This window comes from Mesorhizobium sp. M5C.F.Cr.IN.023.01.1.1, assembly GCF_003997585.1.
Classification (GTDB): domain Bacteria; phylum Pseudomonadota; class Alphaproteobacteria; order Rhizobiales; family Rhizobiaceae; genus Mesorhizobium; species Mesorhizobium wenxiniae.
This window is the reverse complement of sequence record NZ_RZSU01000005.1, coordinates 104,047-129,093: the sequence shown is the minus strand read 5'-3', so window position 1 is coordinate 129,093 and position 25,047 is coordinate 104,047. Positions and strand designations below refer to the sequence as shown.

Genomic DNA, 25,047 nt, shown 5'->3' with positions numbered 1-25,047 from the left:
CGCTCAAAGGCATGACCTGGAGCCATCCGCGCGGCCATGACCCGATGGTCGCCTGTTCGGCGCTGTGGAAGGAACGGACCGGCGTCACTATCGAATGGGACAAGCGATCGCTGCAGGATTTCGAATCCTTCCCGGTCGAGGAACTGGCCCGTACCTATGATCTGATCGTCATCGACCATCCGCATGTCGGCCAGATCACCGCCGAGAACTGCCTGACGCCGCTCGATGTCGCCGGCCGGGAAGCCGAACCTGCAGCACTTGCGGCGGGCAGCGTCGGCCGGTCCTATCCCAGCTACAACTGGCAGGGCCGGCAGTGGGCGTTTCCGATCGACGCGGCCAGCCAGGTGCAGGCGTGGCGGCCCGACATGCTTTCGGCTGCGCCGGCGAGCTGGGCCGATGCGCTCGATCTGGCGCGGCAGGGCCGCGTGTTGTTGCCGCTCAGGCCGCCGCATTCGCTGATGGTGTTCTACACGCTTGCCGGCAATCTCAGCCGGCCCGCCGGTGAAGGCCTTGGCGACCATGTGGACCCTGCAACCGGCAAGCAGGTTTTCGAGATGATGCGCGAGATCGCGGCTCACGTCGACCCGGCCTGCCTTGGCATGGACCCGATCGCGGTTCTGGAGCAAATGGCCGGATCGGGATCGCGGATCGCCTGTGCGCCGCTGATCTATGGCTATGTCTCCTATGCCATTGCCGGATTCCGGACCAACCGCCTTGCCTTTGCGGACATTCCGGCTGCGGGCAATGCCGGTCCGGTCGGCTCGGCGCTCGGGGGAACCGGCATTGCCGTGTCGGCCTTTTCGAAGGCCGAGCAGGCGGCCATCGACTTTGCCTATTGGATCGCCAGCGGCGAGGTGCAGCGCGGCCCCTATGCGTCGGCCGGCGGCCAGCCCGGCCATGCCGCAGCCTGGGAAGATGCAGGCGTCAATGCAGCCGCCGGCAATTTCTACATGGACACCCGCGCCACCCTCGAGGGTGCCTGGGTCAGGCCGCGGCATGATGGCTACATGACATTCCAGCAGGCGGCGTCCGATCGCATCAATCGTGGCCTGACCGAAAAGCACGATGCCGGCCGCGTCGTTGCCGATCTCAATCGCCTGTTTCTGGAGAGTTTCCCGGCACGGGTGTCCGGCGGTGCCGGTGGAGGAGCCTGAAACAGCTTAAATGGAGGAGAACATGAACAGCCTGATCCGCGGCAACTCACGCTGCTGATCGGCCTCGGCTTCCGGCCATCGATCGTGCAGGCGGCACTTCGCCTCGTCATCGTGTTGCTGGTTTCGCACTACGGCCGCGAGCGGCACGTGGCGGAGACGATCTGAGGCAGAGTTCGCTAACTCCTCTACAAACGCCAAAGCCGCTTCGCATTGGCGGAAAGCAGCTTTTCCCGCTCGTCGACGCTGGCATCGGCAAGCAGCGCGTGCGTTGCTGCCACCCAGGTCGCTAGCCCGCCGCCAAGCGTGCAGACCGGCCAGTCGCTGCCCCACACGACGCGGTCCCAGCCGAAGCATTCGATGGTGTGCTCCACATAGGAACGCAGCGTTTCGACAGTCCACGATCCAGCCTCCGCATAGGCGACCACACCGGAAATTTTGCCGACGACGTTCGGGCGCCGCGCAATTTCCGTCATATGCTCGCGCCAGGGATGCTCACTGCTGCCCTTGATGTCGGGCACGCCGCAATGGTCGAGCACGAATTGAACATTCGGCGCGAGGTCAGCAAGAGCAATCGCCTTCGGAATTTGGTGCGGCAGGACGACGAGATCGAAGGTCAATTGCGTGTCGGCAAGCCGCTTGATGTTTTCGCGAAACAGCGCGCCTTCCGAGAGTTCGTCCGGCATGACGTGGAGCACACGGCGAAAACCCTTGACGAATGGATCGGCGCCCTGCGCCTCCAGATAAGCAGCAAAGCCCTGCTCTTCCGGCCGGCAGGAGGCGATTGCCCCGCGCAGCAAACTATCCCTCTGTTGTGACAGCGCTTTCACATGGCTGGTCTCAGCCTCGATATCGGCGGGATCGACATCGACTTCCATATGCAATGCGCCCTCGATGCCGGCCTGCCGGGCCTGGACCGCATATTCGTCATGGGAAAAATCGCGGTTGAGCGCCGGCACGCCCGAGAGCCAGGGATATCGCAGCGCCGACTGGTCGATCAGGTGCAGATGGGTATCGATGATCATGGGGCGCACTCCTCCTTGGCGACTTCAAGATCATCTCACGGAGAAATTTTTCATTCAAATAAGAATTTACTTCGCCTGCTTGACCGTTGATCCCGCCAGTTGCGACAGCTTTTCGGTCGCCGCCAGCAACAGCTCTATCGTCCTGGTGATATCGGGCGCCTTGGGTGCGTTGACCAGGGTTATGTAGGGGATCGACAGTGCTGCGACTGCCTTGCCGTCCGAACCGAGAACAGGGGTTGACAGGTTGAATACGCCGGCGGTCTGCATGGACGCCATCATTTCGTAGCCGCGTTCCCGGATCTGGTCGAGGCGGGCAAAGAATTCCGGCGATTGAGGCGGCTTATCGGTGCTGCGCAGATGCTCGGAGATCATCATCTGCCGCTCTTCCGGCGAGCGGAACGCCAGCAGCACATGTCCGGATCCCGTGTCGAACAGGCTGATATGCGAGCCGACGCGAATCGAAATGCCCCAGTAGTCCGGCGCTTCCTGCTGTGCGATCACCACTGCGGAACCGCGGTCGAAGACGACAAGCTGGTTTGCCTGCTGCGATGTTTCGGCAAGTTCACGCATCAGCGGCGTCGCATAGGAAACCAGCCGGCGCACCGGCGCGTGCAGCTGCGCCAAGCCGAACAGCTTGAGCGTCAGCGAATAACGGTCGCCGTCGGGCCGCGTGACATAGCCGCGCCGCACCAGCCGGTCCAGCATGCGATAGAACTCGTTGGGGCTGCGGTCGAGCTTCTTGGCGATTTCCGCCTGTGTCAGTCCGCCGTCGACGCCGGCCAGCAGTTCGAGAATGTCGAGTCCCTTGTCCAGCGCCGGAGCGCGATAGCGGTCGTCGTCGTCCTCCGCCATAGTCGCTTCCCAGTGAATTTCGGTTTTCATATACGCACAATGATCTGCATCCTGAAAGAGCTTTCAACTTGACGGATGTATAAATGTTTTGTTTGTATATGAATAAAGCACTGCAAATCGGAGCGATACGAGACGCTGACGCAGGCGTTTGGGAGGAATCAACTGGTCAGGCTGCTACGGCTTATTTGCCGGCGAGGCGCTGCTCGCACTTGACGCAGGCGCTTTTTCTGCTGCCGATCTGTCAGGCAAGTTCGATAGCGTCACCAGCTGGAATTGCCGGTGACTGCCACCGAACCGCTCGGCAACGAGACGCTGGTGTTCGCCGAATTCAACGACAGCGACTGGGTATCGCGCATGGTCAATCCGAAACCGCTGAGGGCGGGCGACCGGGTGAAAATGAGCCTGGACCTGTCGCAGGCCCATCTGTTTTCTGCCGATAGCGGCAAGACATTGCGAGGTTAACGTCATGGCAAAGATCGAAAAGGCCGAACTGCGGATGGTCGACCTGGTACCGAAGGTCAAGCGCACTGATGCGATCCAGAGTTTTGTCAGCCAGGAAACGCCGATCGTCACCGTCACCGACGCCGACGGCGCAGTCGGCACCGGCTACAGCTACACGATCGGCAGCGGCGGCTCCTCGGTGATGCGGCTGCTGGCCGATCACCTTGCGCCGCGGCTGATCGGCCGCGACGCCGACATGATCGAGGCGATCTGGCACGAACTCGAATTCGCCACCCATGCCACGACGATCGGCGCCATCACGGCAATCGCGCTCGCGGCCATCGATACGGCGCTTTGGGATCTGCGGGCGAAGAAGCAGGGCCTGCCGCTGTGGAAGCTGGCCGGCGGCGCCAAGGACCGCTGCCCGCTCTACACGACCGAAGGCGGCTGGCTGCATATCGAGACCGAAGCGTTGGTTGAGGACGCGCTGGCCGCCAAGGCCAAGGGTTTTCGCGGTTCGAAGGTCAAGATCGGCAAGCCGCACGGCTCCGAGGATCTTGCCCGGCTGACCACGGTGCGCCAGGCGGTCGGCTCATCCTACGAGATCATGACCGACTGCAACCAGGGCTTTTCAGTCGGCGAGGCGATCCGCCGGACAGAGCGACTGCGCGATCTCGACCTCGCCTGGATCGAGGAGCCGCTGCCGGCGGACGACATCGACGGACATGTGCGGCTGTCGAATGCGACGTCGACGCCGATCGCCATTGGCGAGTCACTCTACTCGATCCGGCATTTCCGCGAATATATGCAAAAAGGCGGCTGCTCGATCGTTCAAGTCGATGTCGGCCGCATCGGCGGCATCACGCCGTGGCTGAAGGTCGCGCATGCGGCCGAGGCGTTCGACATCCCGGTCTGCCCGCATTTCCTGATGGAACTGCATGTCAGCCTGACCTGCGCCATTCAGAACGGCCGATATGTCGAGTATATTCCCCAGCTCGATGAACTAACCGGCAAGAAGATGCGCATCGAGGACGGCCAAGCACTGGCACCGGACGAGCCCGGCATCGGCATCGACTGGGATTGGGATGCCGTCAAGGCGAAGAGCATTGCGGAATTCACCACCGACATAACAAAATAGGGAGCCGGACATGCAGCGGATGGGAATGGTGCTCGGCCTCAAGCCGGAAAAGGTCGCCGAGTATGTACGGCTTCACGCTGCCGTCTGGCCTGACGTGCTGGCCATGATTTCCGCCTGCAACATCAAGAACTATTCGATCTACCTCAAAGAGCCGGAGCACCTGCTGTTCAGTTATTTCGAATATCATGGCACCGACTATGCCGCCGACATGGCGAAGATGGCCGCCGATCCCAAGACGCAGGAATGGTGGGCGCTGTGCATGCCTTGCCAGGAGCCGCTGCCGACCCGCGGGGAAGGCGAGTGGTGGGCATCGATGGACGAAGTCTTCCATCATGACTGATGGCGTTTTCGATCCCACGTCGCTCTCCCAGTCCTGGGCGAAGCCATCGAAGCCGAGGCCGATCGTGATTTTCGGCGCCGGGTCGATCGTCGGCGACGCGCATTTCCCCGCCTATGGAAAGGCCGGTTTCCCAGTCGCCGGGCTTTTCGATCCCGACCACGCCAAGGCAGAAAAACTCGCGGCAAAATGGGGCGTCACGGCTTGTCGGTCGGTCGAGGAAGCCGTGGCGACCAAGGACGTCGTCTTCGATCTGGCGACGCCGCCGGCTCATCATGCGGGCGTGCTCAGGGCGCTGCCTGACGGCGCCGTAGCGCTGATCCAGAAGCCGATGGGCAGCGACCTTACCGAGGCCACCGAAATCCTCGAAATCTGCCGCTCCAAAAAACTGAAGGCGGCGGTGAACTTCCAGCTCCGCTTCGCGCCGATGATGCTGGCGCTGAAGGATGCGATCGCTAGAGGCTGGCTCGGCGAAGTGGTCGATTTCGACGCATGGCTGGCGCTTGCCACACCTTGGCAACTGTGGGAGTTCCTGTTGAAGGCGCCGCGCGTCGAGATCGCGATGCATTCGATCCATTATCTCGACCTGATCCGGCAATTGCTCGGCGATCCCAGGGGCGTTCACGCCAAGACGCTCGGCCATCCCGGCCACAAGGTTGCGCAAACGCGCACCAGCGCGATCCTCGACTATGGCGACACAGTGCGCTGCGCGTTGTCGATCAATCACGATCATAAATTTGGCCGAAAATACCAGGCTTGCGAGTTCCGCGTCTGCGGCACCGAGGGCGCCGCCTATCTCAAACTCGGGCTCAATCTCGACTATCCGCGCGGCGAGCCTGATATTCTTGAAATCTATCCGAAGGGCGGCTCGGACTGGGTTACGGTGCCGCTCGTCGGCGAATGGTTTCCCGACGCCTTCGTGGGCCGCATGGCCAATGTCCAGCGCTACGCATCAGGCGAGGAAACCGAGCTCGTCAGTTCCGTCGAGGACGCCTGGAACACGATGGCGCTGGTCGAAGCCGCCTACCAATCGAGCGCGGCGCCGGCAACATCGATCGCGGCGAGGCCCTGACATGGAGCAGACTGTCTATTTCGAAGACTACCAGATCGGTTCGTCGCGCATGACCAGCGGGCGCACCATCACCGAGACCGACTTCGTCGTTCATGCCGGCCATACCGGCGATTTTTTTCCCCATCACATGGACGCCGAATTCATGAAGACGACGCCGTTCGGCCAGCGCATCGCGCATGGCACGCTGGTCTTTTCGGTCGGCGTCGGACTGACGGCAAGCGTCGTCAATCCAGTCGCCTTCTCCTATGGCTACGACAGGTTGCGCTTCATCAAGCCGGTGTTCATCGGCGACACGATCAAGACCCGCACCACCATCTCGGTCAAGGAGGACGACCCGAAGCGGCCAGATTCGGGCCGGGTCATCGAGCGCTGCGAAGTGATCAACCAGCATGGCGAAGTGGTCCTGGCGGCCGACCACATCTACATTGTCGAGCGTCGCGACAAGCCCAACCAGGGCTGAGCCGGTCATCCGCCACCTTGCACGTGGCCAAAACTCTTCAATGCGTACTCCGTAGACGGTTGACCGGAGTCGCTGCGTTGGCGCAAGCAGCGAAGGGGCTCGGTGCTGAGTGGACCGTCGCATACTCCGACGCGAGGCTGGCGACCGAGGCCGCCTCGCGTCGTCTGCTGGAAGGCGCGCGGATTTGAATGGCGGCCGCTGGCATCAATTTACGCGAAGCCCGGCCTGGCGCATCAGCGGCAGCACGCGGTCGCAGAAGAAGGGCAATTCGTAGGTGTAGTTGACGAATGTGAGGGCGGCGCCGGAATAACCCTGGTCCATGATTTGGGTGAGATCGTCTACGATCTTTTCCGGCGTGCCGATAAGCGGAAACGTTCCAGCACCGCCGGCGAACCTTTGCCGATATTCGGTGAAGGCCTTCGCGTCATGCGAGTTCGCGAATTCCTTCTTCTTGCGCATATGTTCGTCGACCGCGCCCTCGTCCGCGCATCCAAGCGCGTAGTGCCGGTAATAGTCCTCGGCTTCCTGCTGGGTCTCCCGGCAGACGACGTGGCAGACCGTATAGACGCCGACTTCGCGTCCGACCTCCGCCGCCCGATTGGTGATGTCGACAACATGCGCGCGGCCATCGGCAATTTCGGAAAAAGTCGAAAACAAATAGTCGCAGTGGCGCGCCGCATAGTTGCGCCCCGGCGCGCCGAAGGCGGCGTTCATGGTTACAGGGCGTGGCGCCTGCAGGCTTGCCGGGCGGCTGACGACCCCTTTCAGATCATAGAACTCGCCGCCGAAGTCGAACGGCTCCCTGGACTGGTAGGCACGCTCGATGATGTCGATCCATTCCTCGGCCTGATCGTAGGTCCGGTCGCCGACCGTCTGCCCGAACATGGCGAACTCGTCCGGGTTCCAGCCGCAGACAATGTTCAGGCCGGCACGCCCGTTGGAGATGTGGTCGACCGTCGCCAGCGCTTTTGCAGCCTGCAGCGGATGAACCAGCGGCACATGCACGGTCATGAACAGACCGATGTCCTCCGTAGCGACGGCGAGACCCGCCGCCCAGGTGAAAGTCTCGAACGACCACTCCCGCACATGCGTCAAACCGCCGAAGCCGCGCCAGCGCGCGATCGGCAGCAGAAACTCCAGGCCGGCGCGATCGGCGATGCAGGCAGCATTGAGGTTGTCTTCCCAGCGGGCGCGCCAGCGCTCGGGAACGGTGGTCATTGCTAGGCCGCCATCGGCGTTCATCGAGAAGACGCCGAGCTTGAACCTGTTCGGTCCTTTCAGCGGATGCTGCTTTCTGATCATGATTTTCCCTGCCGCGGGACGCTCTCAGCTTCATCGTCGAACTGTTGCAACGGTGGGCTCAGCTTCATGAAACGCTCCTCGGAGCTCGCCTGGGCCGGCGGACGGCTCTCACCTTGCCGCTGTTTCCACCGCCGCAGAAGAACTGATCGCCACCATCGGACTCGAGCCCCGAGACGCCTTGTCCAGGCGGCATCTCGAGCTTCTCCAGGACCTTTCCCGTTTCAGGATCTATCCGCCTGACATCGCTCTCGTCACCTTCCCAGGTGCCGTGCCAGAGTTCGCCGTCGATCCAGGTGACCCCTGTGACGATACGGTTGGAATCGATTGTGCGAAGAACTGCCCCTGTCTGGGGATCGATCTGATGGATCTTGCGACCGCGATTCTGCCCCACCCAAAGTGTTCCTTCGGCCCAGGCGAGCCCGGAGTCGCCGCCACCACCTGGCGCCGGAATCGTGGCGAGCACGCGGCCGGTGTTGGGATCGATCTTCTGGATGCGATCTTCGGCGATCTGAAACAGGTGCTGACCGTCGAAGGCTGTTCCTGCGTGGGCGGCGACGTCGATCGCGCGCACCACCTTCCCGCTCGCAGGATCCAAGGCGTTCAGCCTGTCTCCGGACGCAAACCAGACGTGCTGACCATCGAACGTAACCCCAGCCACCTGATCGACACCCGGAAAGGGTCCATATTCGCGGAGGACTTCGGCTGCAGATCGTTTCATGCTTCTCCTCCAGGCTCAGATCTGTTGAAATTGTCCCGACACTAGTAACCCGACAGCGAGCCGGGGAGTAACAAGATTGTCGGGAATCCCGGCACGGGCGGTGTCATCCAACGGCGCGCTCGCCCGCGACCGAACGACTGCACCTTGCCTGCTGCCGCAAGCTGCTCGAGCGAGCGCTGCACAGTGCGCGAGCTGGCTCCGAGCGCAATTGCGAGCGCCGAGCTCGACCACGACTCGCCGTCGGCGAGGAAAGCGAGCACCGCCGCATGCTGCTCGTCGACGGGCGGCGCCAGAACCACCACATCGCGTGGGCGGCGCGGCTTAAGCGCAAAGCCGCGCTTGGTCGCGCTCACATCCGTCAGTGACCGCAGCTCCACGCGAAGCCGCCCGACTTCGACCCGCAACCGGGCGCGATGCGATTCATCGGCGTGCTTGCCGCCGAACGCGCGGGCGACGAGCGTGCTCCGCGGCACATCTGCGGGCCAGGCTTCGCCCAGCGAGCGGGCAAGCGCGAACAAGACCGGGCGCGTCGCGAGCGAGACGATCATGCCGGCGTCCCGCACGACATTGCGGCAGGCGTCGATGACGAGCGCCGCCGACGCCAGCAGCGCTTCGACCTCCTCAAGCAGGAGCGGGCGCTCCTCGCCACGCGCGATCAGGCGCGCCGCGGGCGTGTTCATCACGAGGGATGCGCTTTCGACCTCGGCCGTCAGCGCCGGAATGTCCGCCTGGCGCGCGGCGTGCTCTGCCCGCGCGAGCGCAGCGCGCGCCGCCTTGGTCCGGAGGCGGCGAATCGCGATCCCCGCAATCACCAGCTCGTGGGCGGCCCTCGACGCGGGTGGGAGCGTCGCGGGATCGAACCCGACGAGCCTGCTCTCGGCCTCATCGAGGCGTCCGATCAGGAGCAGGCGCCGAGCCTCGAGGTTGCGCGCATGCGCGGCATTGACGTGGTCGCCGTGCTTTTCAAGCGTCGACCGCGCGGCGTCGAGTGCCTTTGCCGGCCAGCCAAGGTCGCGCGAGACGAGCGCGATCTCGGCTTCGGCGACGACGCACCTCGCGCGTGCCACGGCTTCTTTCGGACCGAAGGCGCGCGCAGCACTTTTGAGGAGAGCCTTTGCTCGAACGAGATCGCCGAGCTGCGCCATCGCGATGCCGCGCAGCGCAAGCGCAGGCGCATCGTCACGCAGGGCGACCCGCTTCAAAGCGCCGAGAGGGTCACCCGTCGCAAGGGCGCGCGCCGCAGCGGTGATCAGCGAGTCCATCGGAATCCCGTCACATTTGTAACTCTCATCATTCGATGTCCGGTCCTAATCTATCTCAGGACCAACAGCCAGCGCGCTGTATCGAAACGCGCCGTATCGAAAACGGTGCGAACATCGAGGAAGGAGACGAACGATGCCGACACACAGATCCGGAACACGTGAGGAGTGGCTGGCGGCGCGGCTTGATCTGCTCAAGGCGGAGAAGGAGCTCACGCGACAAAGCGACGAGGTGGCGCGGCGGCGGCAGGAATTGCCTTGGGTTCGGATCGACAAGGATTACCGATTCGAGACCGACGAAGGCAGCGCATCTCTGGCAGACCTTTTCAGCGGACGCTCGCAGCTCCTCGTCTACCACTTCATGTTCGGGCCCGATTACACGGCGGGCTGTCCGGCCTGCTCAGCGATCGCGGACGGGTTCGACGGCTTCGTCGTCCACCTGGCCAACCACGACGTCACGCTTTCGGCGGTATCGCGGGCACCGCTCGCGAAGCTGCATGCGTACAAGCGGCGGATGGGATGGACGTTCCCCTGGGCCTCCTCACACGGCGGCGACTTCAATTTCGACTTCGACGTTTCATTCACCGAGGAGCAGCAGCGCGAGGAAGGTATCGAATACAACTATGTGCGCGAGGCGCCTCTCGCCGAGATACCCTCGCGTACGACTGCTGACGGCTCCACGACGTTCGCTGAGATGAGCGGAACAGACATGGCCACGTATACGCGCGAGAGGCCAGGCATGAGCACGTTCGTGCTCGAGGACGGCGTCGTCTACCACGCCTATTCCACCTATGCGCGCGGATTGGACGGCCTCTGGGGCATGTATCAGTGGCTTGACCGCGCGCCCCGAGGGCGTAACGAGACGGGCGTCTGGTGGCGCCGTCACGACGAGTACGGCCAAGGCTGACGTTCGATGACACTGCACTCCAACGACACGCCGAAGATGCCGCCCGCAGGCAGCGGATCTCCCGGTTTCCCAAACGAAAATGTCGCCGTCCGCGGCGCGGCCGACTGGTTATCCCTGGGGGCCGCACCAACCTTCGCAATCATGGCGCTGCAGACGGCCGTTACCGGTGATGCGGACATGATCTGCTCGGCGGCGCAAGATGCGTCGCCGCTGAGCGGAATGGTCATGATGTACTTGCTGATGAGCGCCTTCCATTTGGCGCCTTGGCTGAAGCTGGTTGCCAGCCGACGAAGCGCTGCCCGCCGGTCGTGATCCGGCGTTCGCCGGATCAAACGGTAACCGGCGCGCGACCTCGCGTAGCCCTACGTGGCGATGTTGGCCTCGCCTGCATGACGCATCATGCGGCGAAAACTCATCGAGATATGAGCTCGCCTTATGTGCCCGATGGACTCCCAATCGCCGATCTCGGCGGCGGCAAGGACCTCTTCCATTTCGCGGCGGAACGCAGTGAATTCCTCGACAAGGCCCAACTGCGGCATCATCTTCAGGACGACGCGCGCGACTTGAAAATACAGGCGCTCGCTGATCTCGCGCAGCGGCTGGTTGCCGGTCATCGCGGTGAGCTCATAGAAAAAATCCATGTTGAGGCGCAGGAAAGCGCGCTGGTCGGGATTGAGCACATCGGAATCGCAGCGCGCAATGAGTGCCCTTATCCGGTCAAGATCGTCCGCCGTGCGCGGGATCGGCGAAAGCTTGCCGACGAGGAGCGCCAGTTCCAGACGCAAGTGATAGACCTGCTGCAATTCCTCGATGTCGACGTCGGTGACGATCGTGCCGACACCATGGACGGATTGAACCAGACCCTCGGATTCGAGGCGCGCCAGGACACGCCGAACCGGCGTGCGGCTGATCTGGAATTCCTGGGCAAGTTCTTCCTCGGAGAGATGGCTGCCCGGCGCGTAGTCGAGCAGGCAGATACGGTCGCGCAGTATCCGGTAGATACGCTCGAACCGCTCCCGCGCCGAGAGCGGGCGCGGCGGCGCGGCGGTCACGGCTATGGGCGTGGCATCTGTCTCAAGCGTCATCTGGCCTCCAGGACAGCGTGCAGGAACTGCCGCGTCCGCTCGTTCTTGGGGGCGCCGAACAACTCGCTTGGCGGCCCCTGCTCGCAGATCTTGCCGGCATGGAAAAAGCAGACGCGATCGGAGAATTCCTTGGCAAATCCCATCTGGTGGGTGACCATCAGCATGGTGAGGTCATGTTCCCTACCGAGTTTTCGGATGACTTCAAGCACTTCGCCGACGAGTTCGGGGTCGAGTGCCGATGTCACCTCGTCGAACAGCATGATCTTGGGCCGCATGGCGCAAGCGCGGGCGATGGCGACGCGCTGCTGCTGGCCGCCGGAAAGCTGCGAGGGATAGTGGTCCTTCTTCTCCGACAAACCGACCATGTCGAGCAACTCGGCCGCACGCGCCTCGGCATCGGCCCGCTTCATGCCGAGCACGGTTATCGGGGCCTCTATGCAGTTCTGCATCGCCGTCATGTGCGGGAACAGGTTGAACGATTGGAACACCATGCCGATCTTGGCGCGGATCTTGCGGATGTGCGCGAGGTCGGCGGGAACAAGCTTGCCGTTCCTCTCCATGTGGGTGAGCGGCTCGCCTTCGACCCAGATGACACCGTCATTGATCGTCTCCAGCGTCATCAGCATGCGCAGCACCGTGGTCTTGCCGGAACCTGACGGGCCGATGATCGAGACCTTTTCGCCGCGTGCTATTTCCAGATTGAGCCCGTCGAGAACGGTCAGCGCGCCGTAGCGTTTCGAAACATTGTCGAAGCGGACCATCGGTTGTTCCATCATCGCATGGTCCTCCGGTTGAGCAGGCCTTCGAGGGAGCGAATGAGCGCGGCAGAAACCAGGCTCATGGCAAGGAAGAACAGGCCGACCAGCGTCATCGGCTCAGTGTAGCGGAATGTTTCGGAGCCGATGATCTTGGCCGTCTGCATCAGCTCCAGTACGGCGATTGCGGAAAGCAATGGCGTCTCCTTGAACAAGGCAACCAGATAGTTGCCGAGTGCCGGAACGATCGGCGGAATCGCCTGCGGAATGATGATGTCGCGGAACGTCGTCCAAGCCGACAGATTGAGCGCGACCGAGGCTTCCCACTGGCCGCGATGGATGTTGTCGAAACCGGCGCGATAGACCTCGGAACAATAGGCAGCGTAGTGGATGCCGATGGCAAGCACCCCGGCGGTGAAGGCGTCGAGCACGACGCCGAATTTCGGAAAGACGAAATAGAGAAAGAATATCTGGATCAGCAGCGGGGTCGAACGGATCAGTTCGACCAGCACCGAAATCGTCCAGCCGGTCCACGGCACGGCGATGCGCACGACCGCCAGCACCAGGCCAAGCGAGGCGGCAAGCGCAAAGCCGATCAGCGTCGCCTCGATGGAGACGATGGCAGCGTGGGCGAGCACCGGCAGGATTTCAAAAGCAAATGCCCAGTCCCAGATCATGCTGCCTTCTCCCGCGCCAGTCCGAGCGAAGCCCGCCTTTCGAGAAGCCGCATGCCGATGGTCACAACCAGCGACATTGCCAAGTACATCAGAAGGACGAGGGTGAAGATCGGAATGGTCTTAAACGTGTTCTGATTCATTTGCTGCGCCTTGAAGGCGAGGTCCGAGAGCGTGATCAGCGAGACCAGCGCTGTCGATTTCAAAAGCTCGATGAACAGGTTGCCCCAAGGCGGAATCATGGCGACGAAAGCCTGCGGCAGGATGATCCGGCGCAACATCTGGGGGCGGCTCATGTTCAATGCGGTACACGCCTCCCATTGGCCGCGGGCGACGGACTGGATCGCGCCGCGCACGACTTCCGATCCGTAAGCTCCAACGTTCAGGCCGAGCGCCAGAACGGCAACCAGAAATGCGTTGAGCGTGACACCGAATTGCGGAAGCACGAAAAACAGCCAAAACAATTGCACCAGCGCCGAGGTGCCGCGGAAGATCTCGACATAGACCGTGGCCAGCCATCTGAGCGGCGCCGGGCCATACATCCTTGCCAGCGCCGCCAGCACGCCCATGACTATTGCCAGCAGGCTGCCGAGGATGGCGATCTCGACGGTCAGGACCGCGCCTTGCAGCAGTCCCGGCATAAACACTTTATAAGATTCCTGTGTTGCCAAGGCACCGATCACGACAAGCGCGACGACCAGCATGGCAACGAGCGTACGGATTCCCATGCGGATTCCCCAGGAAAAAAGGGGCGGCGCTTTCGCGCCGCCAGCAGTTGGGAACCTATTTGCCCGCGCAAAGCTCCGCAGTTGTCTTGTTCGGGAGGTAGTCCTTGCCGAAGCCGAGCGGCTCGACCAGCGCGATATGCTCCGGCGAACCGAGGAACGTCTTCAGCTCGGCGTTGAACGCCTCCTGCAGATCGGTATCTTCCTTGCGGAAGCCGAAGCCGCCATGGCCTTTCACCGATTTTCCGGCAACCTCGCCGAAGGGCTTGGTCGATTCGACGCCGTCGGCCTTCTTGGCCATGTCGGCGATCGAAAGAGCGGTCAGCGCAGCAGCATCGGCGCGGCCCGACTGGACGGCCGCGACCAGGCTGGACTGGTCGGGCAAGGCGACGATCTGCCCTTGGGCGACGCCTGCGTCCTTGGCATAGCCGCCCTCGACGGCGCCGGCCATCACGGCGAGCTTGAGATCCGGGTTGTCCTTGATGCTGGCAAAGTCCTTCACGCCCTTCGGATTGCCTTTTGCCACCAGCATGGCCTGACCGATGCCGTAGGACGGCTCGGAGAAGTTGATCTCGGCGCAGCGCTTCGGATTGATGAACATGCCAGCGGCGATGATATCGAAGCGGCCGGCCTTGAGACCCGGAATGAGCGAACCGAATTCGGTCAGCACGCCGTCAACCTGCGCGATGCCCATCTTGGCGAGCACCGCCTTGGCAACTTCCGGCGCTTCGCCGGTCAGCTTGCCGTCAGGCGTGGCGTAACCGAATGGCGCTTCGTTGGCGAAGCCGACGCGGATGTAGCCGTCCTTCTTGGCCCGTTCGAGGGTGGTTTCCGCATGAGCGGGCAACGACGTCAATGACGTGGCGGCAAGCGCGAGGCAGGCGGCGGCTTTGACGACCATGCGGCGCGATATCGATGATTTGAGCATGCTTTTCTCCCATTGAACAACTGATGAATGGTTCCCAGGATGCGTCTTCTTCGAGATCGACACCCGCTTGGTAAGACGTATACAACTGCCCTAGACATTGTGCAAGCGAAGATATAAAACCGCTATGAATTCGGTGATAATTCATGGTCAAACGACAAATTATCGCCTAGTTGTGCACAATTTGAGAAAGTTGCCCCGTGTGAAAAGGGCAAAACAGCGTACCGGTAGGCGAGATTTCGGTGGCGAGCGCGAGCGGTTTCGGGACTTTCACGCAAGCGGAGTATGCGCAGCGTCTGACTGGCGTGAAGAGACGCATGGAGAAGGCCGGCTTCGACCTCATCGTCTGTCAGGATCCCGCCAACATGTGCTGGCTTACCGGATATGACGGATGGTCGTTCTATGTTCCGCAATGCGTGGTCGTCCATCTGGCGGAAGACCGGCCGATCTGGTTCGGCAGGGCGCAGGACGCCAAGAGCGCACGCCTGACCACCGGCCTGCCGGAGACGAACATCGTGCCGTTCTCGGAACGGCTGGTGCAGCAGCCCGTCGAACATCCCTATGACGAACTCGCCCTGCTGATCCGGTCTCGTGGCTGGGGAAACGCCCGCATCGGCGTGGAGACGGACGCGCATTATTACACCGCGCGCTGCCATGCCCATCTCGTCAGCGGGCTGCCTGACGCGCACTTCGCCAACAACCACGATCTCGTCAACTGGGCGCGGCTGGTCAAATCCGAAGCCGAGCTGGTGCTGATCCGCGAGGCCGGTGCGATCTGCACGCACGCCATGAACCGCGCCATCGAAAAAATGCGGCCCGGCGTGCCCCAGAACCATGTCATTGCGGAAATCTATCACGCACAGATCATGGGCGTGCCTGGAGCGGGCGGCGACTATGCGGCGATCTGTCCGCTGATGCCCATCGGCGAGGGCACCAGCACGCCGCATCTGACCTGGTCCGACGCACCGCTGCCTGACAGCGGCCTCGCCATTCTGGAGATCGCCGGGGTGCGGCGGCGCTATCATGCGGCGCTGACGCGGACCGTACATTTCGGCAAGCCGCCGCAAGCCATCCTCGACATTGCCAAGGCGATCGTCGAGGGCGTCGACGCCGGCCTCGAGAAGGCGCGCCCCGGCTACACCGCCGAAGAGGTGGAAGCCGCCTGGCAGGCAGTCTTGAGGAACAACGGGCTGAAGAAGGAAAGCCGCGTCGGCTATCCGGTCGGGCTCGCCTACCCGCCCGATTGGGGCGAACGCACCGCAAGTCTTCGCCCCGGCGACACCACCGAGATGCAGACCGGGATGTGCTTCCATTTCATGGCCGGCGTTTGGCTCGAAGATTTCGGCATCGCCATCTCGGAATCCTTCGTCGTCACGGATCGCGGCGGCGAACGCCTCTGCGACGTGGCGCGCCAACTCATCGTCATCGACGGGCCATGAGGACGGGAAGCCGGAACTGACGAAAGATCATGCCGGCAACGAACCGGCAACCAGCTGAGGACGCCTGATGGACCGTAATCCGTTTTCCGAAGCCGAAATCGCCGGCCGCCTTGTCAGGGTGCGCACGGCGCTGGCCGAGCGCGAGCTCGACGCGGCGGTCTTTGCTTCGCCGGAGAACGTCTTCTACCTCACCGGGCTCGATCACTGGGGATATTTTGCCCCTCATCTGCTGATCGTCCCGCTCGAAGGAAAACCTGTTCTGGTCACCCGCTCGATGGAAAAGGTGACGATCGAGAAACAGGTGACGGCAGCGGAATTCCGCGGCCATTCCGACAGCGAAACGGCGGCCGATCTTGCCGCGCGGATGCTTGCGGAACTCAGCCTGTCCGGCAAGCGGATCGGCCTCGAATACTGGACGGCTGGGCTCAGCCATGGGCTTGCCATCGCACTCCAGACGCAGGCCGATGCCAGATGGAGCGATGTCTCCGGCCTGATCGACAGGATACGGCGGGGGAAGAGCGCAGAGGAACAGGCGCTGATGCGTCAAGCGGCACAAGTGTTCGGAGGCGCCGTCCGAGATCGCCGCAACCGCCGCGATTGCGGCGATCTCGGACGGCGCCTCCGAACAGGAGGTCGCGGCCCAATGCGTTGCGGCGATGATCCGCACCGGCGGTCATGCTCCGGGCTTCGGACCTTTCATCCGCCCGGCCGCGCGCCTGGGCGAAGAGCACACGACATGGGGCGACGGGATTTACCGCAGGGGCGAGCCGGTCTTCGTCGAACTGTCCGGCTGCATCTCGCGTTATCACGCGCCGCTCGGCCGGCTCGTTCGCATCGGCTATATCAGCGACGAAGATGCCGCGATGGCGGAAGTGACCGCCAAGGCGTTCGATGCCGTCGTCAAGGCACTCAGGCCCGGCGCCAGAGCGCGCGACATCTACGCCGCCTGGCAGGCCGTCGCCGACGAGGCCGGTCTTTACCACTATCGCCGCCATCACTGCGGCTACCTCGTCGGCGCCGGCCAGCCGCCATCATGGACCGGCGGCAATTCGGTGACCGGCTTGAGGCACGATTCCGATCTAAAGATCGAGACGGGGATGAGCTTCCATATCCTGTCGTGGCTGATGGGCACCGGTCGCGGCGATGACTTTGTCTCCAACACCGTACTTCTGACGGATGCGGGCGCCGAAGTGCTCACCCGCACGCCGGCCGGTCCGATCGTTCGATAGGCCCGCACGCATGGCGCGCTACTCGGCATTTTCGATTTTCCGCAACGCGCTGTCCGGCCAGAAGAACTGGCAGCGCGCCTGGCGGGCAGCGGAGCCAAAACCCTCCTACGACGTGATCGTCATCGGCGGCGGTGGACACGGCCTCGCTACCGCCTTCTACCTCGCCGAGAACCACGGCATCCGCAATGTCGCGGTGCTCGAAAAAGGCTATATCGGCGGCGGCAATGTCGGCCGCAACACCACCGTCATCCGCTCCAACTACCTGCTCGACGGCAACACCCAGTTCTACGAATTCTCGATGAAGCTCTGGGAGAACATGTCGCGGGCGCTGAATTTCAACGTCATGTTCTCGCAGCGCGGCCAGCTCGTCACGGCGCATTCGGCCGATCAGCTCGACGGCTTCAGCCACCGCGCCAATGTCATGCGACTGAATGGCATCGATGCCGATATCCTCGATCGCGACGACGTGCGCCGTCTCGTGCCCTATCTCGATTTTTCCGACACCGCCCGCTTTCCGATCCATGGCGCTATCTTCCAGGGCCGGGCCGGCACGGCGCGCCACGACGCCGTCGCCTGGGGCTATGCGCGCGCCGCGGACGGCCATGGCATCGACATTATCCAGAACTGCGAAGTGACAGGCTTCCTCCGCGACGGCGACAGGATCGTCGGCGTCGAGACGACGAAAGGCCGGACCGGCGCCGGCAAGATCGGCCTCGCTGTTGCCGGTCATACATCCGTGCTCGGTGCCAAGGCCGGCCTTGAACTGCCGATCGAAAGCCACGTCCTGCAGGCCTTCGTCACCGAACCGCTGAAGCCGTTGGTAGACCATGTCGTCGCCTATGGCGCCGACCATTTCTATGTCAGCCAGTCGGACAAGGGCGGGCTGGTCTTCGGCGGCAATCTCGACGGCTACAATTCCTACGCCCAGCGCGGCAATCTCGGCGTCGTGCGCGAAGTGGCGGAGGCGGCCATTGCGCTGATGCCTTGCATTTCGCGCGTCCGTCTGCTGCGCCATTGGGGCGGCGTCATGGACATGACGCCCGATGCCAGCCCGATCATCTGCCCGACGCCGATCGAGGGCCTCTATCTCAACGGCGGCTGGTGCTATGGCGGCTTCAAGGCGACGCCGGCTTCCGGCTGGTGCTTCGCCCACACGATCGCCACCGGCAAGCCGCATCCTTTGGTCGCAGCCTACGGGCTCGATCGTTTCCGCACCGGCCACACGCTCGATGAGGCCGGCGCCGGCCCTTCCGCCTGGCTGCAATAGGAGGCGGAAGACAAAATGCTGCGCATCGAATGCCCCTGCTGTGGTCCGCGCGACCATGACGAGTTCCGCTACGGCGGCGATGCCTCGGTCACGCGTCCGGCCCACGACGATCCCGATCCGGAGGCCTGGTACCGTTACGTCTATGTCAGGGCCAACCCGGCGGGCCTGCACCGCGAGTTCTGGCAGCATGTGATCGGTTGCCGCCAATGGCTGGTGGTCGAACGCGACACGCGCAACCACGCCATCGCATCCGTCGACCTCGCCAGGAAATTGTCGGCCAGGAAATTACCAGCCAGGAAATCACCGGCATGAGTTCGAACCACAAGCGGCTGGCGATGGGTGGCCGTATCGACCGCGAGCAGCCGGTCGATTTTACCTTCGACGGCCGGAAGCTGGCTGGATATCGCGGCGACACGCTCGCGTCCGCACTGCTCGCCAATGGCGTCACCCTGGTCGGGCGCAGCTTCAAATATCATCGTCCGCGCGGCATCTTTTCCGCCGGGCCCGAGGAGCCGAACGCGCTGGTTACGCAGGGAATCGCAGGCAGGAGCCAGCCGAACCTGCCGGCGACGACGCTGGAACTCGCAGACGGCATGATCGCGGAAAGCCAGAACCGCTGGCCCGCGCTCGCCTTTGACGTGCAAAGCGTCAATGGCCTGTTTTCGCCGTTCCTTTCGGCCGGCTTCTACTACAAGACCTTCATGGGCCCGACGCGCCGCGCCTGGATGTTCTACGAGTATTTTATCCGCAAGGCGGCCGGGCTCGGCAGAGCCGGCACCGACCCTGATCCCGACCGCTACGAGATCAGTCATGCCTTTGCCGATGTCGCAATCATCGGCGGCGGCCCGGCGGGATTGTCGGCGGCGCGCGCTGCCGCAGCGGCGGGCGCGCGGGTCGCGCTGATCGAACAGGATTTCCTGCTCGGCGGCCAGCTTCTGGCGGAGCCGTCCGACAGCGCAGCGGCCGCATGGTTGAGACAGGCCGAGGCCGAGCTGGAGAGCTCCGAAACCGTCACCCTGATGAAGCGGACAACCGCTTTCGGCATCTATGACGGAAATGTCATCGGACTGGTCGAGCAACGCGACCCAACCGATCCGCAGCCAGCCGGCGAAGTGCTGCAGACATTCACCATGCTTCGCGCCCCCTCGATCGTTTTCGCCACCGGCGCCATCGAGCGACCAATGGTCTTCTCGAACAACGACCGGCCCGGCGTCATGCTTGCCTCGGCCGCCCGTATCTATCTCAACCGTTTCGCCGTCCTGCCCGGCAAGAAAATAATCGTCGCCACCAGTAATGACGGCGCCTGGCGCGCCGCCTTCGACCTTGCCGATGCCGGCGCGGAGGTAACGGTTGCCGATCTGCGTGCAGCGCCGCCCGCCGCACTTGCCGCAGAAGCCGCACGGCTCGGCGTGGTGGTGCGGGCCGCAACGCGCATTGTCGACCTGCACGGCGGCCATGCCGTCAGGCGTGTAACGCTCGACGGACCGGACGGCCAGTCCGAGGCCGCCTGCGACCTGGTCTGCGTGTCCGGTGGCTGGTCGCCAACCGTGCATCTCACCTCGCACCTCGGCGTCAAACCTCAATACCGCGACGACATTGGCGGCTTCGTACCGGGCGCGTTTCCGGCGGACCGGTTCGGCGCCGGCTCGATGATGGGAAATTATTCGACCGCCGATGCCATCGAGGAAGGTCATCGTGCCGGCATCAAAGCAGCATCGTTCTGCGGCGAGTCGGCGCCGGTGCCCGCTCCGTCCAAACTCGATCTCCGCGAGACCGCCACAGCCCCGCTTCGCGAAATCCCTTCTGTCGGGCGTGGAAAGCCCTTCGTCGATTTCCAGATGGACGTGACGACCGGGGATATCGAGCTCGCTCATCGTGAGGGTTACGAATCGGTCGAGCACCTGAAGCGCTACACTACGCTCGGCATGGGCACCGACCAGGGCAAGACCAGCAACTTTCCGGCGCTTGCCGCGATGGCTACCCTGCGCAACGCGACGATCCCCGAGACCGGCGCTACGACCTTTCGACCGCCCTACACGCCGGTCGCCCTCGGCGCGCTCGCCGGACGCGCCATCGGCCATCATTTCAAGCCGATCCGCCGCACGCCGATGCTTGCCTGGCACATGGCGAACGGCGCCGAGATGCTGGAGGTCGGGCTCTGGATGCGGCCCTATTTCTACAGGCAATCCGGTCGCGACGTGAACGAAGCCTATGTTGCCGAAATGCGGAATGTGCGCCAGGCGGCGGGCCTGATGGACATCTCCACCCTCGGCAAGATCGACGTCCAGGGCCCGGATACGGCGATTTTCCTCGATCGCGTCTACGCCAACGGTTTTGCCAAACTGCCCGTAGGCCGCGCCCGTTACGGCGTCATGCTGCGCGACGACGGCATCGTCTTCGACGACGGCACCACGACGCGGCTGGCGGAGAACCGGTTCTTCATGACAACCTCGACCGCCAAGGCCGCCGACGTGCTGTCGCGTCTCGAATTCCTGCTCGATACGGCCTGGCCGGATTTGCGCGTAGCCGTCACCTCGGTGAGCGATGAATGGGCGGCGATGTCGGTTGCCGGACCGAAAAGCCGCGCAATTCTGAGTGCGGCATTTCCCGCTCTCGATGTTTCCGACGCGGCACTTGCGCATATGGGATTGCTCGAAAGCGAATGGGAGGGCCGTGCGCTCCGCATCCTCCGTCTCAGTTATTCCGGCGAGCGCGCCTACGAAATCTATGTTGGCGCAACTGCCGGTGAACAGCTCTGGACCCACCTGCTCGAAGCCGGCAGGCCGTTCGACCTGAAGCCTTACGGCGTCGAGGCGCTTGGCGCGCTGCGCGTCGAAAAGGGCCATGTCGCCGGACCTGAAATCGATGGGCGCACGACGCTCGACGATCTTGGCCTCGGCCGCATGGCGGGCAAGCGTACCGGCTTCGTCGGCGACGTGCTGCGACGGCGCCCCGCCTTCCAGGCGCCCGACCGCCAGCGCCTGGTCGGACTGGAATGCATTGAGGAGGGAAAACGCCTTCGCGGTGGCGCCATCCTGTTTCTGCCGGGCGAGAAACCCTATGGCCACGGGCACGGGCGCGTTACCTCCGTCACCTTCAGCCCAGAACGCGGCCACTATGTCGGGCTGGCATTGCTTGCCGGCGATGTCGCTAGCGAAGGAAGCGAGGTCGTGGCCGTCTATCCGATGAAAGCCGAAACGGTCCGTGCCCGAATCGTCTCGCCGGTATTCCTCGATCCGCAGGGGGAGCGACTGCATGGCTAGCCCGGATTTCAGTCTGTCCCTCGCCGATTGCCCGCTTATCCAGGTCGAGGGCTGGGACGGGACGCTGGGGCAATTCGAATCGAGCCTCTCGGCATCGCTCGGCACCAAGCTTCCAGCCTCGGTCGGAGAGACGGTTCGCCACAAAGGTCTCCTCGTCATCCGCGTCGCGCCTCGCCGTCTTTGGCTGGCTCTCGACGACGGTATTGAAGCGCCTTCGCTTGCCGTCGACCCGGATCTCGGCTGTTCGGCTTCTCTCGGCGAGGGTCGCGTGCGTTTCAGCATGGCCGGGGCGGACATCGCACGGGTTCTCTCCAGATGTATCGCCGTAGACTGGCGCGCGCCGGCGGCCGCCCCGGGCCGCGCCGTGCTGACATCCTTGCATCATGTGCCCGTGCTCTTCCTGCGCACCGGCGAGACCGCAGGCGAACTCATCGTGCCGCGAAGTTTTTCGCAAAGCCTCTCGGATTGGATTTCCGAATTGGATTGCTGACGCCGCGCGTAGCAAAAGGACCTGGGCCCGAACGCTCCCCTCAGGCGGCGCCCCACGGTCTTGCCTCTTGGATGATCTCTTGAGCACGTACGGCAAAACGGCCGGCGAGCGGCGACGTGCTCGCGGCATCGGCCGACGCCGCGCTGCCTGCCCGCGCCCGGTCGGCGATGCCGACGAAGATCACCGCGAAACGGAACAGCGAAAAAACCAGGTGAAAGCGTTGCAAGGGCGCAGTGGGTACAGCATGCGCGAAATAATGGTCGAGGAATTCGCGCTGGCTGGGGATGCCGAGTGCATCATGATCGAGGCCGAGGATCCCGCCATATTCGTCCGGGGTCGAATGCCAGGTCATCGAGCAAAAGCCGAGATCGGCGAGCGGATGGCCGATCGTCGACAGCTCCCAATCGAGAATGCCGATCACCTCCGGCTTGTCGGGATGGAACAGCAGATTTCCGAGGCGGAAGTCGCCATGGGCGATCGACACGCGCCCATCATCCGCGGGCATATGCTGCGGCAGCCAGTCGGCGACCGCTTCGAGTGCCGAAATTCTGTCGCTTGGCGATTCCCTGAGTTGCCTGGTCCAGCGGCCAATCTGGCGCTCGAAATAGTTTCCGGGCCGGCCATAGTCGCCGAGGCCAACCTCGTCGGGAGGGACAGCATGCAACTTGGCCATAGCTTCGGCCATGCCGAAATAGATGCCGCGTCGCTCCGCGGGCGAAAGGCCAGGCAGCGAACAGTCGTGGAAGACGCGACCATCCAGCCGCTCCATCAGGTAGAACGGCGTGCCGAGCGGCTCGATGCCGTCGTGATAGAGCACCGGCCCGGGTACCGGGACGTTGGTCGGTGCGAGCGCTTCAAGCACGCGGAACTCGCGATCGACGGCATGCGCCCCGCGCAGGATCGGCCCGGCCGGCTTCTTGCGCAGCACCATGCGATGCACACCATAGTCGACGAAGTAGGTGGGGTTGGACTGTCCGCCGCCGATCCGCTCGAGCGTCATTGCGGCATCGCCGAAGCGGTTCGCGAGAAAGCCCTTCAATGCCGCAGGATCGAAATCCGTCTTCAACGGCTGCGCCATCTTTTACTCCCTAGACGCCAGCCTTAGAGGCCGTTTCGAAATTCGCTCTGGCGAGTCATATGATGGTGGTTTCGAGAACCGGAGCGCAGCGGACATTTGGGTCCGTGAGCACCGGAAGCGCAGAAAACGCCATCAGATCGCCGCCAGAGTAGAGTTTCCAAACGGTCTCCTATGCCTCGCCTTCGACAGTCCACCGCCAGAAGCCCCTCTCTTGCTCGTTGAGAAAACGGTTCAGTACCATCTTGTGGACCTCATCGGCACCGTCGACCAGCCGCGCCTGGCGAGCATAGCGGTAGATCCATTCGAGCACCGTGTCCTTAGAATAGCCACGCGCGCCATTGATCTGGATCGCCACATCGGCCGCGTCATGCAGCACATTGGCGACCTGGACCTTGGCCATCGACACTTCCTTGCGGGCAAAGCCGCCGCGGTCCAGTTCCCACGCAGCCTTCATCACCAGGATGCGGCCGATCTCGATGCGCATGGCGAGGTCGCCGAGCTTCAGCTGGACGCTTTCGCGGTCGGCGAGACGCTGGCCGAAACCGTGGCGCTCGGCAGCGTAGGCGCGCGCGATCTCAATGCAGCGCTTGGACAGTCCGAGCCAGCGCATGCAGTGGGTAAGTCGCGCCGGGCCGAGCCGCACCTGCGTCACCTTCATGCCCCTGCCTTCGCCGACCAGCATGTCTTCGACAGGGATTTCGAGCCCATCGAACTCCAGCTCGCAATGCCCGCCATGCTCCTCCGGGCCCATGATTTCGATGCGGCGCAGGATGCGCCAGCCCGGCTGGTCCTTGTGGAACATCAGGGCCGACAGGCCATGGCGCGGGTCGTCCGAGGTTCGCACGATCAGGATGAAATGGCTGGCCTCCTCCGCGCCGGTGATGAACCATTTGCGGCCGGTCACCACATATTTGTCGCCGCGCCGCTTCGCACGCGTCATAATCATCGAAGGATCCGAGCCGCCGCCGGGGTGCGGTTCGGTCATGGCAAAGGCCGAGCGCACCTTGCCCTCGACGATCGGCTTCAGCCATTTTTGCTTTTGCGCCGGTGTGCCGAGCGCCTCCAGAACCATCATGTTGCCATCGTCGGGCGCTGCCGAATTGAACACCACGGGTCCGAAGATCGACCGGTTCATCTCCTCGTAGCAGACCGCCATGTCCATCTTGCCGAGACCGGCGCCGCCGGATTCGGGCTTGAGTTGCAGGCACCACAGGCCCGCCATTCGCGCCTTGGCGCGAAGCACCTCCAGCAGCGGCAAGGCGATGTTTCCATGCGCGTCATAAGACATCTTGTCGGCTTCGAGCGGCAGGATCTCGCGCTCGACGAAGTCGGCAATGCGGACGCGGTAATCTTCGGTCTGGGCTGGAATATCGAAATTCATGGAAAAAACTCACAGCGATGAAACGAGGCGGCGCCATCGACCATGGACGAGCTCGCCGAAAAGCATTGGGTCGC

The 25,047-nt window shown here is 63.2% G+C and carries 25 protein-coding genes and 2 pseudogenes; 15 read left to right on the top strand and 12 right to left on the bottom strand.

Annotated features, from left to right (window positions below; translation table 11 throughout):
- Positions 1-11: 11 nt before the first annotated feature.
- Entirely contained in the window at positions 12-1,154 is a 1,143-nt protein-coding gene (locus EOA78_RS03970; protein ID WP_206533405.1) for an extracellular solute-binding protein, read from the top strand.
- A 185-nt stretch (positions 1,155-1,339) separates the two neighbouring features.
- On the opposite strand, the gene EOA78_RS03960 is transcribed toward EOA78_RS03970, so the two are convergent.
- Both EOA78_RS03960 and EOA78_RS03955 read right to left on the bottom strand, forming a co-directional pair.
- The gene (locus EOA78_RS03960; protein WP_127313958.1) at positions 1,340-2,176 is read right to left on the bottom strand and encodes an amidohydrolase; all 837 of its coding nucleotides are present in this window, start codon (positions 2,174-2,176) and stop codon (positions 1,340-1,342) included.
- 66 nt (positions 2,177-2,242) lie between these two features.
- Entirely contained in the window at positions 2,243-3,028 is a 786-nt protein-coding gene (locus EOA78_RS03955; protein ID WP_127313957.1) for an IclR family transcriptional regulator, read from the bottom strand.
- 261 nt (positions 3,029-3,289) lie between these two features.
- On the opposite strand from EOA78_RS03955, the pseudogene EOA78_RS03950 reads away from it, so the two are divergent.
- From EOA78_RS03950 to EOA78_RS03930, 5 genes and pseudogenes are all read left to right on the top strand, one after another.
- Positions 3,290-3,490, top strand: a pseudogene (locus EOA78_RS03950) (TOBE domain-containing protein); the annotation flags it as partial.
- A 4-nt stretch (positions 3,491-3,494) separates the two neighbouring features.
- Positions 3,495-4,607, top strand: coding sequence for a mandelate racemase/muconate lactonizing enzyme family protein (locus EOA78_RS03945; RefSeq protein ID WP_127313956.1), 1,113 nt, complete (start codon positions 3,495-3,497; stop codon positions 4,605-4,607).
- 10 nt (positions 4,608-4,617) lie between these two features.
- Positions 4,618-4,947, top strand: a complete 330-nt coding sequence (locus EOA78_RS03940) for an L-rhamnose mutarotase (protein WP_127313955.1) — start codon at positions 4,618-4,620, stop codon at positions 4,945-4,947.
- Positions 4,940-6,016, top strand: a complete 1,077-nt coding sequence (locus EOA78_RS03935) for a Gfo/Idh/MocA family oxidoreductase (protein WP_127313954.1) — start codon at positions 4,940-4,942, stop codon at positions 6,014-6,016. Before EOA78_RS03940 ends, EOA78_RS03935 begins: the two co-directional genes overlap by 8 nt.
- A gap of 1 nt (position 6,017) precedes the next feature.
- On the top strand, positions 6,018-6,476 hold the full coding sequence (locus EOA78_RS03930; RefSeq protein ID WP_127313953.1) for a MaoC/PaaZ C-terminal domain-containing protein: 459 nt from the start codon (positions 6,018-6,020) through the stop codon (positions 6,474-6,476).
- A gap of 204 nt (positions 6,477-6,680) precedes the next feature.
- Here the strand turns inward: EOA78_RS03930 and EOA78_RS03925 are convergent, their stop codons facing one another.
- The 3 genes from EOA78_RS03925 to EOA78_RS03915 all read right to left on the bottom strand — a co-directional run bounded on the left by EOA78_RS03925 (position 6,681) and on the right by EOA78_RS03915 (position 9,758).
- Complete coding sequence (locus EOA78_RS03925) at positions 6,681-7,775, bottom strand: LLM class flavin-dependent oxidoreductase (protein WP_127313975.1); 1,095 nt, start codon at positions 7,773-7,775, stop codon at positions 6,681-6,683.
- 67 nt (positions 7,776-7,842) lie between these two features.
- Positions 7,843-8,496, bottom strand: coding sequence for a PQQ-binding-like beta-propeller repeat protein (locus EOA78_RS03920; protein WP_127313952.1), 654 nt, complete (start codon positions 8,494-8,496; stop codon positions 7,843-7,845).
- A 41-nt stretch (positions 8,497-8,537) separates the two neighbouring features.
- A complete protein-coding gene (locus EOA78_RS03915) occupies positions 8,538-9,758 on the bottom strand; it encodes a helix-turn-helix domain-containing protein (protein WP_127313951.1) in 1,221 nt (406 codons plus the stop codon).
- A gap of 133 nt (positions 9,759-9,891) precedes the next feature.
- On the opposite strand from EOA78_RS03915, the gene EOA78_RS03910 reads away from it, so the two are divergent.
- Complete coding sequence (locus EOA78_RS03910) at positions 9,892-10,662, top strand: DUF899 domain-containing protein (protein WP_127313950.1); 771 nt, start codon at positions 9,892-9,894, stop codon at positions 10,660-10,662.
- 36 nt (positions 10,663-10,698) lie between these two features.
- Positions 10,699-10,974 (top strand): hypothetical protein, encoded by a 276-nt coding sequence (locus EOA78_RS03905; protein ID WP_245477386.1) that lies wholly within the window; start codon positions 10,699-10,701, stop codon positions 10,972-10,974.
- A 50-nt stretch (positions 10,975-11,024) separates the two neighbouring features.
- On the opposite strand, the gene EOA78_RS03900 is transcribed toward EOA78_RS03905, so the two are convergent.
- Genes EOA78_RS03900 through ehuB form a run of 5 tightly spaced genes read right to left on the bottom strand, consistent with a single transcriptional unit; the run spans position 11,025 to position 14,829 of the window.
- Positions 11,025-11,747 carry a GntR family transcriptional regulator gene (locus tag EOA78_RS03900; protein WP_065006322.1) on the bottom strand — a complete coding sequence of 241 codons (723 nt, stop codon included), beginning with the start codon at positions 11,745-11,747 and terminating at the stop codon, positions 11,025-11,027.
- Complete coding sequence (gene ehuA / locus EOA78_RS03895) at positions 11,744-12,523, bottom strand: ectoine/hydroxyectoine ABC transporter ATP-binding protein EhuA (protein WP_127313948.1); 780 nt, start codon at positions 12,521-12,523, stop codon at positions 11,744-11,746. Before ehuA ends, EOA78_RS03900 begins: the two co-directional genes overlap by 4 nt.
- Positions 12,520-13,179, bottom strand: a complete 660-nt coding sequence (gene ehuD, locus EOA78_RS03890; protein ID WP_065006324.1) for an ectoine/hydroxyectoine ABC transporter permease subunit EhuD — start codon at positions 13,177-13,179, stop codon at positions 12,520-12,522. Before ehuD ends, ehuA begins: the two co-directional genes overlap by 4 nt.
- Entirely contained in the window at positions 13,176-13,904 is a 729-nt protein-coding gene (gene ehuC, locus EOA78_RS03885) for an ectoine/hydroxyectoine ABC transporter permease subunit EhuC (RefSeq protein WP_127313947.1), read from the bottom strand. The genes ehuD and ehuC overlap by 4 nt, the downstream gene beginning before the upstream one ends.
- Positions 13,905-13,959: 55 nt before the next feature.
- Entirely contained in the window at positions 13,960-14,829 is an 870-nt protein-coding gene (gene ehuB / locus EOA78_RS03880; RefSeq protein ID WP_065006326.1) for an ectoine/hydroxyectoine ABC transporter substrate-binding protein EhuB, read from the bottom strand.
- Between the two features lie 239 nt (positions 14,830-15,068).
- On the opposite strand from ehuB, the gene EOA78_RS03875 reads away from it, so the two are divergent.
- The 7 genes and pseudogenes from EOA78_RS03875 (at position 15,069) to EOA78_RS03850 (ending at position 22,514) form a co-directional block, all read left to right on the top strand.
- The gene (locus tag EOA78_RS03875) at positions 15,069-16,265 is read left to right on the top strand and encodes a M24 family metallopeptidase (protein WP_127313946.1); all 1,197 of its coding nucleotides are present in this window, start codon (positions 15,069-15,071) and stop codon (positions 16,263-16,265) included.
- A gap of 67 nt (positions 16,266-16,332) precedes the next feature.
- Positions 16,333-16,713, top strand: a pseudogene (locus EOA78_RS36865) (aminopeptidase P family N-terminal domain-containing protein); the annotation flags it as partial.
- Positions 16,714-16,843: 130 nt separating this feature from the next.
- The gene (locus tag EOA78_RS36860; protein WP_348628461.1) at positions 16,844-17,494 is read left to right on the top strand and encodes a M24 family metallopeptidase; all 651 of its coding nucleotides are present in this window, start codon (positions 16,844-16,846) and stop codon (positions 17,492-17,494) included.
- Between the two features lie 10 nt (positions 17,495-17,504).
- On the top strand, positions 17,505-18,761 hold the full coding sequence (locus EOA78_RS03865; RefSeq protein WP_127313945.1) for a sarcosine oxidase subunit beta family protein: 1,257 nt from the start codon (positions 17,505-17,507) through the stop codon (positions 18,759-18,761).
- A gap of 15 nt (positions 18,762-18,776) precedes the next feature.
- Entirely contained in the window at positions 18,777-19,073 is a 297-nt protein-coding gene (locus tag EOA78_RS03860) for a sarcosine oxidase subunit delta (RefSeq protein ID WP_127313944.1), read from the top strand.
- Positions 19,070-22,024, top strand: a complete 2,955-nt coding sequence (locus tag EOA78_RS03855; RefSeq protein ID WP_127313943.1) for a sarcosine oxidase subunit alpha family protein — start codon at positions 19,070-19,072, stop codon at positions 22,022-22,024. The genes EOA78_RS03860 and EOA78_RS03855 overlap by 4 nt, the downstream gene beginning before the upstream one ends.
- Entirely contained in the window at positions 22,017-22,514 is a 498-nt protein-coding gene (locus EOA78_RS03850; protein ID WP_127313942.1) for a sarcosine oxidase subunit gamma, read from the top strand. Before EOA78_RS03855 ends, EOA78_RS03850 begins: the two co-directional genes overlap by 8 nt.
- Before the next feature lie 40 nt (positions 22,515-22,554).
- On the opposite strand, the gene EOA78_RS03845 is transcribed toward EOA78_RS03850, so the two are convergent.
- Both EOA78_RS03845 and EOA78_RS03840 read right to left on the bottom strand, forming a co-directional pair.
- Positions 22,555-23,592 carry a phosphotransferase family protein gene (locus tag EOA78_RS03845; protein ID WP_164783634.1) on the bottom strand — a complete coding sequence of 346 codons (1,038 nt, stop codon included), beginning with the start codon at positions 23,590-23,592 and terminating at the stop codon, positions 22,555-22,557.
- A gap of 169 nt (positions 23,593-23,761) precedes the next feature.
- Positions 23,762-24,973 carry an acyl-CoA dehydrogenase family protein gene (locus EOA78_RS03840; protein WP_127313941.1) on the bottom strand — a complete coding sequence of 404 codons (1,212 nt, stop codon included), beginning with the start codon at positions 24,971-24,973 and terminating at the stop codon, positions 23,762-23,764.
- Positions 24,974-25,047: the final 74 nt, after the last annotated feature.